Annotated in this window: 24 protein-coding genes; 22 read left to right on the top strand and 2 right to left on the bottom strand. The window is 39.9% G+C overall.

What is annotated here, in order from left to right; all coding sequences use genetic code 11:
- Positions 1-2: 2 nt before the first annotated feature.
- The 19 genes from FTU80_RS09520 (at position 3) to FTU80_RS16520 (ending at position 10,574) form a co-directional block, all read left to right on the top strand.
- Positions 3-1,127, top strand: a complete 1,125-nt coding sequence (locus FTU80_RS09520) for a minor capsid protein (RefSeq protein WP_180084870.1) — start codon at positions 3-5, stop codon at positions 1,125-1,127.
- 69 nt (positions 1,128-1,196) lie between these two features.
- On the top strand, positions 1,197-1,778 hold the full coding sequence (locus FTU80_RS09525) for a hypothetical protein (RefSeq protein WP_180084871.1): 582 nt from the start codon (positions 1,197-1,199) through the stop codon (positions 1,776-1,778).
- A 115-nt stretch (positions 1,779-1,893) separates the two neighbouring features.
- Positions 1,894-2,646, top strand: a complete 753-nt coding sequence (locus FTU80_RS09530) for a DUF6651 domain-containing protein (protein WP_180084872.1) — start codon at positions 1,894-1,896, stop codon at positions 2,644-2,646.
- Between the two features lie 25 nt (positions 2,647-2,671).
- On the top strand, positions 2,672-3,628 hold the full coding sequence (locus tag FTU80_RS09535) for a major capsid protein (protein ID WP_180020902.1): 957 nt from the start codon (positions 2,672-2,674) through the stop codon (positions 3,626-3,628).
- Between the two features lie 50 nt (positions 3,629-3,678).
- Positions 3,679-4,194, top strand: coding sequence for a hypothetical protein (locus FTU80_RS09540; RefSeq protein WP_180084873.1), 516 nt, complete (start codon positions 3,679-3,681; stop codon positions 4,192-4,194).
- A gap of 3 nt (positions 4,195-4,197) precedes the next feature.
- Positions 4,198-4,572 (top strand): hypothetical protein, encoded by a 375-nt coding sequence (locus FTU80_RS09545; protein WP_180084874.1) that lies wholly within the window; start codon positions 4,198-4,200, stop codon positions 4,570-4,572.
- Positions 4,569-4,967, top strand: a complete 399-nt coding sequence (locus tag FTU80_RS09550; protein ID WP_180084875.1) for a hypothetical protein — start codon at positions 4,569-4,571, stop codon at positions 4,965-4,967. The genes FTU80_RS09545 and FTU80_RS09550 overlap by 4 nt, the downstream gene beginning before the upstream one ends.
- On the top strand, positions 4,942-5,310 hold the full coding sequence (locus tag FTU80_RS09555) for a glutamate 5-kinase (protein WP_218949026.1): 369 nt from the start codon (positions 4,942-4,944) through the stop codon (positions 5,308-5,310). Before FTU80_RS09550 ends, FTU80_RS09555 begins: the two co-directional genes overlap by 26 nt.
- Positions 5,311-5,376: 66 nt before the next feature.
- Positions 5,377-5,796, top strand: a complete 420-nt coding sequence (locus FTU80_RS09560) for a hypothetical protein (protein ID WP_180084876.1) — start codon at positions 5,377-5,379, stop codon at positions 5,794-5,796.
- On the top strand, positions 5,796-6,245 hold the full coding sequence (locus tag FTU80_RS09565; protein WP_180084877.1) for a hypothetical protein: 450 nt from the start codon (positions 5,796-5,798) through the stop codon (positions 6,243-6,245). Before FTU80_RS09560 ends, FTU80_RS09565 begins: the two co-directional genes overlap by 1 nt.
- Positions 6,246-6,296: 51 nt before the next feature.
- Entirely contained in the window at positions 6,297-6,671 is a 375-nt protein-coding gene (locus tag FTU80_RS09570; protein WP_180084878.1) for a hypothetical protein, read from the top strand.
- Positions 6,668-7,078, top strand: coding sequence for a hypothetical protein (locus tag FTU80_RS09575; protein ID WP_180084879.1), 411 nt, complete (start codon positions 6,668-6,670; stop codon positions 7,076-7,078). The genes FTU80_RS09570 and FTU80_RS09575 overlap by 4 nt, the downstream gene beginning before the upstream one ends.
- Before the next feature lie 157 nt (positions 7,079-7,235).
- Entirely contained in the window at positions 7,236-7,763 is a 528-nt protein-coding gene (locus FTU80_RS09580; RefSeq protein ID WP_180084880.1) for a Rha family transcriptional regulator, read from the top strand.
- Between the two features lie 73 nt (positions 7,764-7,836).
- On the top strand, positions 7,837-8,778 hold the full coding sequence (locus tag FTU80_RS09585; RefSeq protein ID WP_180084881.1) for a phage tail tube protein: 942 nt from the start codon (positions 7,837-7,839) through the stop codon (positions 8,776-8,778).
- Positions 8,779-8,818: 40 nt separating this feature from the next.
- Entirely contained in the window at positions 8,819-9,322 is a 504-nt protein-coding gene (locus tag FTU80_RS09590) for a hypothetical protein (RefSeq protein WP_180084882.1), read from the top strand.
- 2 nt (positions 9,323-9,324) lie between these two features.
- On the top strand, positions 9,325-9,567 hold the full coding sequence (locus FTU80_RS09595; protein WP_180084883.1) for a hypothetical protein: 243 nt from the start codon (positions 9,325-9,327) through the stop codon (positions 9,565-9,567).
- Positions 9,568-9,767: 200 nt separating this feature from the next.
- Complete coding sequence (locus FTU80_RS09600) at positions 9,768-9,947, top strand: hypothetical protein (RefSeq protein WP_180084884.1); 180 nt, start codon at positions 9,768-9,770, stop codon at positions 9,945-9,947.
- Positions 9,914-10,360 (top strand): hypothetical protein, encoded by a 447-nt coding sequence (locus FTU80_RS09605; RefSeq protein ID WP_180084885.1) that lies wholly within the window; start codon positions 9,914-9,916, stop codon positions 10,358-10,360. Before FTU80_RS09600 ends, FTU80_RS09605 begins: the two co-directional genes overlap by 34 nt.
- 88 nt (positions 10,361-10,448) lie before the next feature.
- Positions 10,449-10,574: a YHYH domain-containing protein gene (locus FTU80_RS16520; protein ID WP_180084886.1), complete on the top strand. Its 126-nt coding sequence runs from the start codon at positions 10,449-10,451 to the stop codon at positions 10,572-10,574.
- 9 nt (positions 10,575-10,583) lie between these two features.
- Here the strand turns inward: FTU80_RS16520 and FTU80_RS09615 are convergent, their stop codons facing one another.
- The gene (locus FTU80_RS09615; RefSeq protein WP_180084887.1) at positions 10,584-11,450 is read right to left on the bottom strand and encodes a hypothetical protein; all 867 of its coding nucleotides are present in this window, start codon (positions 11,448-11,450) and stop codon (positions 10,584-10,586) included.
- A gap of 107 nt (positions 11,451-11,557) precedes the next feature.
- Positions 11,558-11,893 (bottom strand): Arc family DNA-binding protein, encoded by a 336-nt coding sequence (locus tag FTU80_RS09620; protein WP_180035596.1) that lies wholly within the window; start codon positions 11,891-11,893, stop codon positions 11,558-11,560.
- 113 nt (positions 11,894-12,006) lie between these two features.
- Here FTU80_RS09620 and FTU80_RS09625 point away from each other — a divergent pair, with 113 nt between their 5' ends.
- The 3 genes from FTU80_RS09625 to FTU80_RS09635 all read left to right on the top strand — a co-directional run bounded on the left by FTU80_RS09625 (position 12,007) and on the right by FTU80_RS09635 (position 13,940).
- Positions 12,007-12,171 carry an Arc family DNA-binding protein gene (locus FTU80_RS09625; protein ID WP_180035597.1) on the top strand — a complete coding sequence of 55 codons (165 nt, stop codon included), beginning with the start codon at positions 12,007-12,009 and terminating at the stop codon, positions 12,169-12,171.
- A 78-nt stretch (positions 12,172-12,249) separates the two neighbouring features.
- Positions 12,250-13,173, top strand: coding sequence for a phage antirepressor N-terminal domain-containing protein (locus tag FTU80_RS09630; RefSeq protein ID WP_180084888.1), 924 nt, complete (start codon positions 12,250-12,252; stop codon positions 13,171-13,173).
- Positions 13,174-13,274: 101 nt separating this feature from the next.
- On the top strand, positions 13,275-13,940 hold the full coding sequence (locus tag FTU80_RS09635; protein WP_180084889.1) for a hypothetical protein: 666 nt from the start codon (positions 13,275-13,277) through the stop codon (positions 13,938-13,940).
- The last annotated feature ends 80 nt before the right edge of the window (positions 13,941-14,020 follow it).

Below are 14,020 nucleotides of genomic sequence, written 5' to 3' on the forward strand. Positions count from 1 at the left end.
ACATGAACATTTCAGCGCAGAAAGCCTTAGTTGATGCGCTGAGCCAACATTCAGCTTATCTCTATCGCGCATCATCTCAAGCTGTAAATGAACTAACAGCTCAGTTTAATAAGCTTTCCAATAGTCAGCTAAATCGTTTAGCAGAAATCCTAAGTGAGCTGAGTGATTCAGAACGAAATGCACTTAAAAGCCTAAACTTCTCAAGCAGGGCTAAATCTAGCAAAAACATTGAAGAAATTAAGACCATTCTAAATGAGTGGTTCAAATCAGTTGATGTGGAGTTGTTTGAGCAGTTCGATAAATCAGCATTGCAACTTGCGGTTTATGAGGCTTCATATTCTGCTCAGTTGGTTGCGGGAGCGGCTGCGGTTGTCAATGCTGAGAAGATTTATAAGGCAGCCAAAAAAGTGCCGTATGCCGGCGGGCAGCTGGTTGATTATCTGTTTGCCGATATTGCTGCATCATTGCGCAAAAAGGTGGAACACGTCATTCGTGATGGTATTTCGCAAGGCCAGACGAATCAGCAGATTGTGCAACGAATCAAAGGTCGCAAGGCTAATGATTATAAGGATGGATTGCTTAAGTCGTCACGTGAATCAATTGAGCGCCAAGTCAGAACAGCTCGCAGCCATATCAGTACATCGACTTACATTGATACTTATAAAGCCCTTGGGTATGAGTATGTCAAAGTTGTGGCTACTTTGGATGGTAGAACTTGTTATTACTGCGCAGATCAAGACCAAAAGGTTTATGCCATTGATGATCCGACTAGACCGCACTTCCCAGTGCATCCAAATAACCGTACAACCTATGTGCCGTGTAATAAAGATGGTGAGATAGCTGGATTACGGCCATTTGTGATGGATGAACGCAAAGTGAAGGATATTCCGAAAGATGAGCGTAAGCATTTGATTGGCCAGCTCGATGCAAATACCTCTTTTAAAGAATTCTTTGAGCAGTCGGATGAGTTCTTTCAGCGCACTTGGCTGGGTAAATCGAAGTATGAACTTTACAAGAAAGGTGAGTACAGCATTGATAAGTTTGCTGATCCTTTGAATAAACGGGGTTATACACTGGCAGAACTTAAAGCTTTGGATCGGAAGACATTTGAGGTGGTGGGGTTGTGATTAACCAACTTGCTTGCACCGAATATTGGTGTAAATTGAGTTGATTTCATTATTCCTTAGAGGTCAAATGTGAGAAAGCCAACATCCTTATATGATTTGTCAGAACTTAATTCATGGTCTTATGAGGATGACCATGAAATCAAATTAATGATGCATAATACGATGCAAGATATAACAAGTACTGATAAGTGGTTATATCTGGGTGCTGATATTACGAATGCATATTGGGCAAAAATAGGTATCACCTCTGGGGATCTAAGTTCGAGATCGTATAGCTCTGCTAACCCTAACTATTATATTTTTTGCGCATTTCAATTTAAACACAATGTAACACAAGAGCAGATGAGGATTGTTGAGAAGCAATTGCTCCATAAGTTTGATCAAACATTTATAGATTTGCAGGGTAACTCTTTACGGCTAAGACACTATGAGTCTAAAAATCTTTCAGAATGTTACTGCCCTATCAATTTTATTTATCTTTTAGATTTTCTGCATAGCGAACTTTTTCATAATCATAGTTGTAATTTTATTACACATGAGTACGAGAACGATTTCGGCGAGGTATATGGAGGTGCGGTAGCATGTGTTTTTAGCCCAACCCTTGATCAAGCCACAAAACTAAATTTACTAAATAGATTGATGCAGTCATAACAATTTAGAAATTTTAACTTAAGCACCCAACCGGGTGCTTTTTTATGCCTGCTGAAAGCTGATGCGGACAGCGTAACGAGCGGATGCTCATTTTAGAAATAGGGTCGGATGACTTATGAAACTTAAAACACAAACAATCGACGGTAAGACATATGCGGAAGTAAATGAGCAAGGCTTGCCTTTGTATATTCACGATGATGGCAAAGAAGTAGCACATGATGCAGCCCAAACCGTAGCTACCATTTCACGTTTGAATGGTGAAGCTAAAACAAACCGTGAACGCTATGAAAAGGCTGAATCCACGCTTAAAGCATTTGAAGGCATTGAAGATCCAGCAGCTGCTAAAAAAGCTTTAGAAACTTTGAAAAACTTCGACGATAAAAAACTGGTGGATGCTGGTGAAGTCGAAAAAATCAAACTCGAAGCAATTAAAGCTGTTGAAGATAAATATGCACCAATTGTTCAAGAGCGTGATGCATTTCAAACTCAACTGCATAACGAGCTTATTGGCGGCGGTTTCGCTCGTTCTAAGTACATACAAGAAAATATCGCTGTGCCGGTAGACATGATTCAAGCCACGTTTGGGAAGAACTTCCAGATTGAAAATGGCAAGGTTGTGGCGGTAGGTGCAGACGGTCAAAAAATCTATTCACGTGCACGCCCTGGTGAAGTCGCAAACTTTGATGAAGCTTTAGAAACTTTGGTTGGCGGATACCAACATAAGGATTCAATTTTAAAAGGTTCTCAAGCTGGTGGTGCAGGCTTTCAGGGCGGAAGTGGAAACAAATCGGGCCCTAAATCATTGGCTGAATGCAAAACCAAAGAAGAGAAAATTGCTTATATGAAGCAAGTGGGCGAACAAACATAAATTAATTTAATTTAAGGAGAGGCATATGCCTTTTGATTTACAGGTATTTAACAAGCAAACCTATGCCGCAATGACAGAAACAGTGGCACAGGACATTGATAAATTCAACGAAGCATCACAGGGCGCAATCCAATTGATCAATGAGCCTTTCGGTGGTGATTTCAACATTGAAGCATCGTTCAAGGCAATTGCTGGGATTGTGCGTCGTCGTAATGCATATGGTACAGGTACAGTTACCGCAAAACGTTTAGAACAATTACTTGATGTGGCTGTAAAGGTTGCTGCAGGCACTCCGCCGATTGAGTATGAAAAACAGCAGTATTCTTGGATTCTTCAAAACCCTGAACTTGCAGCCTTAACAATTGGTGAGCAGTTGGCAAAAGCGCGTTTAGCTGACATGCTGAATGCGGGAATTTTGGGTGCATCTACAGCAATTTCAGGAAATACCAATGCCGTGCATGGTGACGGTACTGATGCTGCATCATTCCGCTTGCTTAACAAAGGTGCTGCGAAACTTGGTGATCGTTCAAGCGCAATTCGTGCTTGGATTGTTCACTCCACAACAATGCACAACCTGTTTGATAATGCTCTGGCCAACTCAGAAAACCTGTTCCGTTATGATGGTGTGAATGTGGTTCGTGATCCGTTTGGTCGTGTGTTTGTGGTGACTGATGCCCCAGCATTGGTAGGTGATAACGCAGGTACCGCATTCTACAACTCGCTAGGCCTTGTTGAAGGCGCTGTGGTTGTGAATGACAACAATGACTTTAATGCTGAATTGGTGCCTGGCACTGGTGGTGAGAATATCAAGTACACCTACCAAGCTGAGTGGACATTCGGTGCAGGTGTGAAAGGTTACGCATGGGATACCGCTACTGGTGGCAAATCTCCAACTGATGCAGCAATTGGCACCCCAACCAACTGGGATCTAATTGCATCAAGCGTGAAAGATACAGCTGGTGTCCTAATTAAGTCTGCATAAATGAAGTGCCCCGAAAGGGGCTTTTCTTTGCCTGATTGGAAATAGAAAACATGAAACAAGAATCTAATAAACGCCTATATTTCACTGATGACTTTTCTCCTGAAAATGTAGCAAAAATTCAAGGCGAGGGTTATATCCTCCGTAAAGCCAGTGCTTATCACGAAGCTGATACTTTGGAACCATGCTCAGAAGTGGCTGGTGATGTTCCTAAGGCTTATCTAGATCTGATTAAACGCAATAATTCCAATATCGTCACCATTGAAGCTAAAGTTGGCATTACACCGGAATTACAAGCCACGATTGATCAGGCGAAAGCCGAATGTAAAAAGGTTGTTGCTGAAAATGACGAACTAAAAAAGCAAATTGAAGCTTATCAGCAGACTGAATTGCGAAACTCGGAATTACTCTCTGAAAATTCACGCCTATCGGATGAGTTAGTAAAGCTGAATGGTGTGCTAGTTGAGCGTAATGCTTTAGCAGGTCAAGTCAAAGACCTTGAAGCCAAGCTCAAAAAACAAACCGCTACAGAAGCAAAGGCAGCCAAAACTGCTGAAGCAAAGGAATAACCTATGAGCTTTATTACCCAAGAACAGGCTGAGCAGATTCTAGGTGCAGACTTTGCGCCGGCTGGTGATAAAGCTCGCCTTATCAAATTAGCGAATACATGGATGCGCAACGATGTTGGATATGTGCCAGACACTATAGATCCAGTTTTAATTGATGCTGCATGCGAAATTATCAAAGGCATTCAAGCTGGTGTAATTTACGCAGGTATTGCTCGTCAAACTACCAGTGAGAGCGTGAAGGCCGACACAGTGCAAGTCACTGAGAGTTACGCTGAAGGCAGTGTTGAGATATCTGAGTTTGAACAAATTGCACGGGCCTACATTGCTTCACTTAATTTAAAGTCTAAAGGTTTTGGATTTGAGGTGTTTCGAGCATGACTAACACCGACTATGTGCCTGAATGGTATATCACGCCTTTTGAGCATTCGAAGTACACGCTTGCTCGTAATCAAATGCATATGGATCTTCTATTTGATGACATGAATGATTCGGATGAATTTCTATCTCTTGGCTGTCCTGCGCAAGTCGATTATTACGATGGCGGCAGGCACTGCATTGTTCAGCTCGGGGAAACGCAAGATAAATCACTGATTATTGTTCATGGTTTACTGTTGCATGAAGCTGTGCATATTTGGCAGCGTACAAAACACCTAATGGGTGAAAAAGAGCCAAGCATTGAATTTGAAGCGTATTCAATACAACGAATAGCTCAAGACTTATTTGCTATGTATGAAGAGAGCGAAAGTCATGATCAAAAACAAAATTCAGTCTAAAGTGGCTGCGGCATTTAATAAAAAGTTAGCTGATGCTGTCGACTCATTCACCTGTGAAAAACCGATTTACTCAGGCGAGTTTGATTTTGAAACGCAGACTTATCCAGTTGTAGGTAGTGAATCTTATTCAGGGCGTGGCGTTCTCGGTAATTATTTAAAAGACTTGGTGAAGCCTGCCGACTATCAATCCGAAGATGCAAAAGCGATTGTTCTGCAGAATGAAGTTACTGCAGTACCTCAGATTGGTGATGTTTGGGTTACCGCTAAAGGTGGTTTCGAAGTTAAAAATATTAGCCAGGATCCAACAGGCAGTATCTGGACTTGCCAATTGAGAAAGATATGAATTTAGAGTTTATTATTTAATAAATATACATATAATCAAGTCAACTCATATTTGTGTGAATCAAGTGTGGAAAATAAAGGATTAGAAAATCAGACAGTAGAGGTCACGTTAAAGGTTAACAACGCTTTGATGGGAACGGGCTATAGTTTGACATCGCAGCCAGACTTCCATTTGACAGTTATGGATTTTTACAATTTAAAAAGCCCTGCCAGAAAATTTGATCTATTTTCAAGCAGTGTCTTTTTTATAGGTATTGGTTTGTTGTTTACAAGTGTAGGGCGCTATATTGCACAGCAGATGGGTTATGCAACCAAAATAGAGCCATACGAAGTGATTGCTGGCTTTGGTGCAATAGGGATTGCAATTATTTGTTATGCCATAGGCTCAATACTACCCAACCCTAAGAAGGAATTGTTCAAAAAAATAGAAGAACACTTCGCAAGTAATCCGCCATCCAGATCAATTGTTAGAGCAAAGGATAACTAATGTATAGTCTTAAAAATATACCACCTGACTACAAGGCATTCCAGGCGCTAACTGTTTGTAGCAATAAGGTTTTAGGTGGTGGCTTCCCATTTTCTCTAGGTGATGGCTTGCCCTTATTGGTTGGAAACGGCCCCGGCCCTGTGATCTGGCTTCAAGCTGTAAAAAATGCAGACACAAGAGAATTAATACTGTTGGTGGATAGAAATGTCCCTACGGTAAAAGGAATTGAAGTCAATAAGCCTGAAGAAGGGGTAATTGAAGTTTTTAATGGCTCTACAAAAATATTAAGAGTAAAAAAAACAGGCTTGGATTCTGCTGTTATTTCAGCGCTAGACTTAAGGCCAATCGGCTTAAATATCACTGGAAACCAAGATGGCTTGAATATTGGTGGGTCATCTTTTTCTAAAAACACATTCCAAGGGGCAGAAGTTTTCATTGGTCTGGGGTAAAAACTAGTTTTATACAACCCACCTCGGTGGGTTTTTTAATGGGTGGAATTTATGGCCTGGAAAAACAAACCAACCAATTTCGCGATTGAGGTGGTGAAGAATGCAGACAACCATCTCAAAAAGATTGTAGGCGAAACACTTCAACAGGTAATCACTCGATCTCCTGTAATGGATGGTGAATACAGAGCATCACATAAAGTCACGCTTGATTCACCGCAAGGCACGTATGAGGAAGGCTTTGACCTATCAGGTGGTGCAACACTATCAGAAGGCTTAAAAGTAGCGTCTACAGCGAAAATAGGCGGCCTTGTGTATATCCAAACATTGAGCCCATACGGCACACGTTTAGAAAATGGCTGGAGTCAACAAGCGCCCAATGGTGTCTACGCGTTGTCCTATCAATCAGTTGCGAGTAAATACAAATGATGACACTTACTCAGGCTGAAACTGAAATTTATAAAAAAATAGGTCAATTCACTGGTGTGGATAAAGCTAATCTCCGTATTGAAAGCCAGCCACTAAGCGTAGGTCAGCACTTTAAAGCGCCAACCAATAAAGCGTGGTGTAAAGTTTTTATACAGTACGCAGACAGTCAGGTTGCATCAATTGGCAATAGTCCATGTATCCGAGATTACGGCATTATTTCAATCCAGTGCTTCACGCCAAAGAACAGCGGAACACTTGCTATGACCGCACTGTGTGACGCATGGCGCTCATTTCTGCAATCCTTTGGTGTGTCTCATCTTGAAGTCTACAAAGTCCACGCACCACAAAGCATGGATGACCAAGATTTTTACGCAAAAATAATTAGAGCTGAGTTCCGAGTGAACTAGCTTAAACACTTAATTAAACCGTCCTTATTGGGCGGTTTTTTTATGCCTGTTTTCAGGCAAACCACTGGCTAGAACGACGGTTCAAAGAGCGCGCTTCCATGTTCAGCGTGCCTGCCAGTTTCTTTTTTTTGAACATGAACATATAAGAGGAAATCTTATGAACATGATGACAACATTGAATTTACGCGCCATGGTCTCAAATGAAAATGGTGAACCAAAGACAACCAGTTACGCAGTAGCGGAAGCATTCAAAAAAAGACACTCTGATGTGCTTCGAGCAATTAAAAATATGAAGTGCTCACAGAAATTCCGTGAACGCAATTTTGCGTTTACCTTAGAAAACAAACAGATAGGTAATACGAAAAGAAATACTGGTTTTTATCAAATGACAGAACGTGGCTTCATGTTTCTTGTCATGGGTTTTAGTGGCGAAAAAGCCGATGCTATCAAAGAATCATTTATTGATGCATTTGAGTGGATGTCAAACCAAATAACCCAAACCTTCCAATCTAAATGGGCTAGATATAACCATATTATTGGGTATCGCGAAAATCGCAAACAGCAAGTTAGTTGCTCAGCTAGAGACATGAACGTGTGGAAACATGAAAAGCATCCGCTTGATGATGAAATAGCGCAATTAGAAAGCGAGTTGCAACCGTCATTGCCATTCTTCCAATCATCTTGATCAGATTTTAAATCTAACCAAAACCAATGCCACCGAAAGGTGGTTTTTTATGCCTAAAAATTAGGAGCAAGCCATGTCTAAGGGCAGCGCGATTAAACTGTATTACGCAGCAGAAGAAACACCGGGTGTTTTACCAACAACACCAGTCTGGAAAACAGTCCGTCGTGTCACTGACGGCCTAACTGAAAACATCACCACATCGACTTCAAACAGTGTTTTGGATTCTCGATTCCGCCAAGGCTCAACCGCAGATGAATCAGAGATTACCGGTTCACTTGAGGTTGAATTATCTATCGGCACATTCGACGACTTCATTGGCGCAGTAGCTATGAATGATTGGGTGGTTGATGTCACAGATACCAAAAAACATACACTTCAATTTGGTGGTGATACAACTAAAACATTCACTTTTGTAAAAGTGTTCTCTGACATCAACCAGATTCACGTGTACAAGGGCATCCGTATTGGTGAGCTTGGCTTGAGCATTGCAACCACTGGCAAAATTACAGCGACATTTGGCTTGGTTGGAACAGACTTCGAAAAAGCAGTCTCAAACCCTGTGACTGACCCATTACCTGCGGACGATGCGGTTTTAGTATCAGCATTGAACGTCAACACAATGACGGTGAATGGTCAAAATACTGTTGGCACTGCATGTGTGCAATCGGTTGAACTAACAATCACAAATAACTTGTCAGCGTATCGCTGTATTGGCTCTGGCAAGCTGTCAGCTCAGGGTTACAATGACAAGATGGTTGATATCACTCTAGCCACTCAATTCATGTTTACAAGCCAGTCAGCAACATATATTCCTTTTGTGAAATCGCGCGCAACCATGCCGCTTGAGTTTGCAATTGAAGATCCAGCAGGCAATAAGTACGCTTTTAACTTCCCTCAATTAGAAGTGTCTGAATCCTCACATCCTGATGGTGGTGGCGATGATGACATCATGCTTGATGTGTCATTTGCTCATATCAAAACATCACCAGTGATTACTCGCACACTAAACGCATAACAATAGCCGCCTTTGGGCGGTTCTTTTTGGGATACAAAAAATGCAAATTACAATTTCAAAAAACCCCTTAATTGCTGAAAAACACCCTTCGGAATGGGTGCCTCATCCTGATGGCGGCGAATACTTGATTGCTGGTATTGATCGACCAAGCTTTCAATATATGCAAAGCGATTATCAACAAAAAGAACAAGCGATCCGAAATAGCAGCATTCCAATCACGGATGATTTTGTGCATCAATCTAATATTGAATACAGTAGCTTGATTGGCAAGTATTTAGTGCTTGGTTGGCGTGATACCCCAATTAAACTTGAATACTCAGAAAAGAATGCTGCTGATTTGATGGCTTATGGCAAAACAGCTAATGATGAAAGCTACGGTATGAAATTAGCTCTCTGGGTAACAAATCAAGCCAGTCTTATTCAGATTCGTGCCAATCAAAAGAAAGATGCCGTATTGGGAAAGTCATCGAACTCCACGAATACAGCGAGCGATACGCAGGACTTACCAATCACCAAAAAAAGCAAAGGCAAGCGCTCGGCTTAGAAGTGCCAAAACCACCACGATACAGCTACACAGCAAATGCAATACTGAGTTCTTATAACACTATTGCACGAGCTAGAAAGTATGAGCAAGGTGTGCCATTAGCTTTGAGTGCCACCGATATTGGTGCATACCTTGAGTTGTATGAAGCGCCTTGTGAATTACATATTTTGGTCGAGTGTGTATTCGCCTTGGATAACAAGCACCTAGATAAGGCGCATAAGCGGTTGAGTAAGAAATCAGCGTGAGTTGGTTTCTTTTGTTGATAAATAGCCAGTTTGATGATGCTCCGCGACAATATTTAACGCACTTGTTATAGAAAAGAGTACCCATTTAGACTTACATGTGGTAACCGAAAAACATTGACCGAAAAATAGCAATCGAATATAGTTGCGTATACCCCTAGTGTCATTTGATAGTTAGGGTCTTTTTGTCTCAGGAGAATAGTATGATTAAGTATGCAGTTGAAAAATCTGCAACATTTCATGCAGACAAGAATCAACATTTAGGTGTTGATATTCAGCATCTTATTGCACTTACACAACAAAAATCATATAGAATGCCTTCAGGGTTAACTCGCGAAGAAAGAAGAGCATGGGCCAAGAACAACCAAAAAATCCAGAACTAGAAACAGATGAGATTATAGAATCTCCAATATATTTTGTGGATTTTAGTCAAGAATTTGATTATTTATACTCAAATGTTTTTACTAGAACAAAGTTAGATTTAATTGATGATTTTTTAGATCATTATGAAATTAATGGATTGAGAAATTGGAAAGGGAAGATTTCTTGCTCATGGAAGGTCCCTCAACATTATTCAGATTGGGAGAGTAGATCTGCTTTTGCAAAGCACTACAATCTTTGGCATGCCCATATTGGCTTACCCACGTGGCAATCATATCCCAATGTACCATTTCAAACATCTAATCAAGTTTTGCATTTTCAAAAGATTGGCTCTTTTGAAATAAAATTATTAACTCTCAGCACACACAATCCAATAGATTTGCCAACACTAGAAAATATTCTAGATGAAGAATAACCACCCTCGGGTGGTTTTTTAATGCTTGATAAAACAGCTGGTTAAGGTATAAATATATCTTTAGTTTGTTTTTTGATCGGGGGCAGCTGTGAAGAGAATTTTAGTTTTAGCATTAATTGCATCGTTTGCAACGGCAGCATATTCACATGGTGGACGAACCGATAAGAGTGGTTGCCATAAAGAGAGCAGGACTGGTGAAAGACACTGCCACTAAAAAAGCACCTTAGGGTGCTTTTTTTATTGGGCCATTTTGAATAACTATATCTTTAATTTCAAAGAGTTTTACATTTCGTTTTGAATTGACAGCAAAGCAAGAGTTTTTATTACAAACATTTGTAAGCTTGTAAGCTGATACCTTTTCTTGATCTTTTTCGATGAATGCGGGAAATTTAGTGTAGTTGGTTTCCTTAGGAATATTTGTACTAAAGTTTGTTTTATGGTTGTGTTCAGCAATTTTAAATCCCTCGGCTTGTAGGTTTTGCCCAGCAGAAAATATTGCAATAAAAGCATAAACAAATATTAGAAGTACAAAGTAGTGGATGGCAATTCGAAATATGGTTGTTTCCCCATTAATTTGACTGCTATCTCCATATGCGGAATTAGCTATTTGCTGATAAGTAATTTTATTTTTAGTAAGTTTTTTTATAGAAAATTTCACTGCATCGCAATCACAGAACAGTGGGCGAGGTTTCCTTTTTTTAAATATATATTCCACCTGGTAGGGTGTGAGTTGCAGACTCGTAATTGGAAAATACTTTAACTTTTTATGTTGATCATAAAATTTAAATCTTACTAAATATAATAAAAACAAAAAGGTGGTGAAAATAACACCCATAATAAACTCTGCATCTTTACGAGAGTAGCCCGCAAAAAAAGAGATTACGAGAATTGCAGTTAGAAGCGTTAAAAATCTGTCAGGTGCAACAACAATGCCATCGACTAATGTTGTGGATAAGGATAACTCAAAGAAACTTATGGGCACGCCAAAGTATTCTGCATACCCAAAGTTGTACCAATAACCACACCAAAATAAAAAAGCGGTAAAAACGGTGATAATTAAAGCAAGATCAATATTAAAAGAAAATTTCATATTTTTATTAAGTAGTTAGGTTTTAGAAATTACACAACATCGGATTGAGGGTGTGGAATAAGGCACCAGATATGATGCTAAGTCAGTACTGACTTACTTTTCTTGGTTTAATAACGACCTTCAAGACCATTTAGTCTGCGGTCATTCTCAAACTGATCTTGTTCCAGTGCTGCAACTTCATCTTCAATCTTTGCAACGCGTTCTGGCATGTCTTTAAGCTTCAAGAGTTCATTGAGTATCGATTTAGCCCAAGCCTCCAATTTATCAGGATCAGTGATGTTCTTTGGGTTGGTTGGCTCAGGAAGATTATCAAGCTCAAATGTTCTCTGTAGTCGCAATTGAGCCTCAGCATTAATAGATCTGCTGTTTTGTTTAGCGGCATCAACTATCTGCTGTTTTAGCTCAGATGGTATGCGTAAATTAAATTGAACATCTTCAGACATTTTTAGTCCTAATATTTTGATAGCACTTGTTAGCAAAATATGTTGACATAAGTTTTATTTGTTTGCTATGTTAGCAATTGTTAGCTAATGCTAGCATTGATCTGGAGATAGGGATGGCAAGACAAGACCCACAGGTAAACGTGCGTATACCTGAAAAAACATTGGAGCGATTCAAAGAGGAGACTCATAAGGATCGTAGAACTATCACAGCTCAGCTAAATATGATCATTGAGGAGTGGTTGGATAAGCGAGCAAAAGAGAATGAAGCAAAAGCATAAACTTATAGGCAATAAAAAACCCCTACATCTTGGCGGACTCGGGGCTTTAAATGTCGACAAACTACAGGATTATCAACAATGAATAGTTTAACCCAAATCGCAGTACCTTTCCACAATGCTGAATTGTATATCGTGGAATTTGAAGGGCAGCCATATACACCAATGAAACCCATTGTTGATGGTATGGGGTTGGATTGGAAAAGCCAGTTTGTGAAATTAAAACAGCGCTTTGAACAAGGTATGGTGGAAATCACCATACCTACTAAAGGTGGTTTGCAAACCATGCTTTGTATATTGCTTCGAAAGCTACCGGCATGGCTTTATTCAATTCATGCAAACAAAGTAAAACCCGAACTTCGAGACACGGTTATTAAGTATCAAGAAGAATGTGACGATGTGCTTTGGGATTACTGGACAAAGGGCAAGGCTGTAAATCCTCGCAAAACCACCCCGAAAGATCGTGAAAATTTACGTCACGCTGTATCGAACTTAGTATCACGTGTGAAGATCAATTTTTCAGATGCATACAACATGGTTTTGCAGCGATTCAATGTGAAAAGCATTGAAGAGATACCACTTGATACTCTCGACGATGCAGTTGAATACGTTCACGGCTTGATTTTGACATTTGATAAAGTTCAGCAACATTCACCAGTAGATATTAATGCAGTGCAGGATTGTCACGGTGTATTGCAATATCGCTTGATTGAGTATCACAGTCAGCTTGAAAAGGAAGTAAAGCGTTTAGGCGGCAAGATGCCTGAACACCCATCTTTTAATCCTGACCAAGTTGCACAAGCTTTGATGTCAAGAATACTTCAAGGTAAGCAGATGATGATTAAACTAAATTATCAAGGTGGGTTTTCTCTAGATTTAATTCCACGAGACGCTGTAATGGTGGATGCTAACAACATTCCAGAATTGGTAAACCGCGCAGACTTGGTCTCAAAGGAGCAATTGCCACTAATAGTGCAGAACGCCATGGGTCGATTAGTTAAATAAGATTAGACATAAAGAAACCACTCTTCGGAGTGGTTTTCTTTTAGTTGTATATACTTTTTTCAAATAATTGAGTAATTTATCACCTTTATTTAGGGGGTAATATGAAAAAGTTATTAGCAATCGGTACTTTATCTTTAATTTCATCTTTGGCTACGGCTGAAAATGCAATCGTTCTTCAATCAGGTGAGCCATTGCCTTTAGGTGCTTCCGCAAATACAGTACAAAATAGATCATCTACAAATAATAGCTATTTGCCGTCTGGTGGTTATGTTTCTGCAGGTTATGCGGGATCGAAAATTGGCTCAAGCGAATTTGGTGGGGATGAGCGTTTTAATGGATTCTTTTTGAATGCTGGAACATACGTTGCGCCTAAAACATCATTGTATATGGAGTACGCATTCCAAGATGCTTCAGAAATGGATTTTAGTGAAGTAATCCTAGGTTTAAATTATAAATTTCTTGAGAATGATAAAAATTATGCATCGGTAGGAGGTGGTATTGGGTATGCATGGCTAGATGAAAAAGCATACGACCCATATTACGACATGAATGTTTCTCTTGAGCTTAATTACTTGACGCTTCCGTTATACTTGGAAGTGGGGCATCAACTTAATGCAAACTTTGAGATATTTGGGAACCTTGGTTATAAATGGTTTTTCAATCGCGACTCTGAGGCATGTATAGATGGGTTGTGTGTTTCTGGAAATAGCTCAGACTTAGATATTGATGGCATGACATACAAAGCTGGATTACGTTATAACTTCTAAAAGTAGAACCGCCCAAGTGGCGGTTTCTTTTTGCCCGAAAAATTAGTATCTTATCCTGAATAATAAATATTTGGGGGGTG

The organism is Acinetobacter sp. YH12145, assembly GCF_013418335.1.
GTDB classification, from domain to species: Bacteria; Pseudomonadota; Gammaproteobacteria; order Pseudomonadales; family Moraxellaceae; genus Acinetobacter; species Acinetobacter amyesii.

Bases quoted from the DNA above. Each gene is read 5' to 3' on its own strand.
- FTU80_RS09530 (WP_180084872.1), top strand. From the start codon at position 1,894: ATGAAACTTAAAACACAAACAATCGACGGTAAGACATATGCGGAAGTA.
- FTU80_RS09600 (WP_180084884.1), top strand. From the start codon at position 9,768: ATGATTAAGTATGCAGTTGAAAAATCTGCAACATTTCATGCAGACAAG.
- FTU80_RS09635 (WP_180084889.1), top strand. From the start codon at position 13,275: ATGAAAAAGTTATTAGCAATCGGTACTTTATCTTTAATTTCATCTTTG.
- FTU80_RS09535 (WP_180020902.1), top strand. From the start codon at position 2,672: ATGCCTTTTGATTTACAGGTATTTAACAAGCAAACCTATGCCGCAATG.
- FTU80_RS09630 (WP_180084888.1), top strand. From the start codon at position 12,250: ATGAATAGTTTAACCCAAATCGCAGTACCTTTCCACAATGCTGAATTG.
- FTU80_RS09540 (WP_180084873.1), top strand. From the start codon at position 3,679: ATGAAACAAGAATCTAATAAACGCCTATATTTCACTGATGACTTTTCT.
- FTU80_RS09555 (WP_218949026.1), top strand. From the start codon at position 4,942: ATGATCAAAAACAAAATTCAGTCTAAAGTGGCTGCGGCATTTAATAAA.
- FTU80_RS09580 (WP_180084880.1), top strand. From the start codon at position 7,236: ATGAACATGATGACAACATTGAATTTACGCGCCATGGTCTCAAATGAA.
- FTU80_RS09570 (WP_180084878.1), top strand. From the start codon at position 6,297: ATGGCCTGGAAAAACAAACCAACCAATTTCGCGATTGAGGTGGTGAAG.
- FTU80_RS09550 (WP_180084875.1), top strand. From the start codon at position 4,569: ATGACTAACACCGACTATGTGCCTGAATGGTATATCACGCCTTTTGAG.
- FTU80_RS09575 (WP_180084879.1), top strand. From the start codon at position 6,668: ATGATGACACTTACTCAGGCTGAAACTGAAATTTATAAAAAAATAGGT.
- FTU80_RS09590 (WP_180084882.1), top strand. From the start codon at position 8,819: ATGCAAATTACAATTTCAAAAAACCCCTTAATTGCTGAAAAACACCCT.
- FTU80_RS09620 (WP_180035596.1), bottom strand. From the start codon at position 11,893: ATGTCTGAAGATGTTCAATTTAATTTACGCATACCATCTGAGCTAAAA.
- FTU80_RS09545 (WP_180084874.1), top strand. From the start codon at position 4,198: ATGAGCTTTATTACCCAAGAACAGGCTGAGCAGATTCTAGGTGCAGAC.
- FTU80_RS09585 (WP_180084881.1), top strand. From the start codon at position 7,837: ATGTCTAAGGGCAGCGCGATTAAACTGTATTACGCAGCAGAAGAAACA.
- FTU80_RS09520 (WP_180084870.1), top strand. From the start codon at position 3: ATGAACATTTCAGCGCAGAAAGCCTTAGTTGATGCGCTGAGCCAACAT.
- FTU80_RS09615 (WP_180084887.1), bottom strand. From the start codon at position 11,450: ATGAAATTTTCTTTTAATATTGATCTTGCTTTAATTATCACCGTTTTT.
- FTU80_RS09605 (WP_180084885.1), top strand. From the start codon at position 9,914: ATGGGCCAAGAACAACCAAAAAATCCAGAACTAGAAACAGATGAGATT.
- FTU80_RS09565 (WP_180084877.1), top strand. From the start codon at position 5,796: ATGTATAGTCTTAAAAATATACCACCTGACTACAAGGCATTCCAGGCG.
- FTU80_RS09625 (WP_180035597.1), top strand. From the start codon at position 12,007: ATGGCAAGACAAGACCCACAGGTAAACGTGCGTATACCTGAAAAAACA.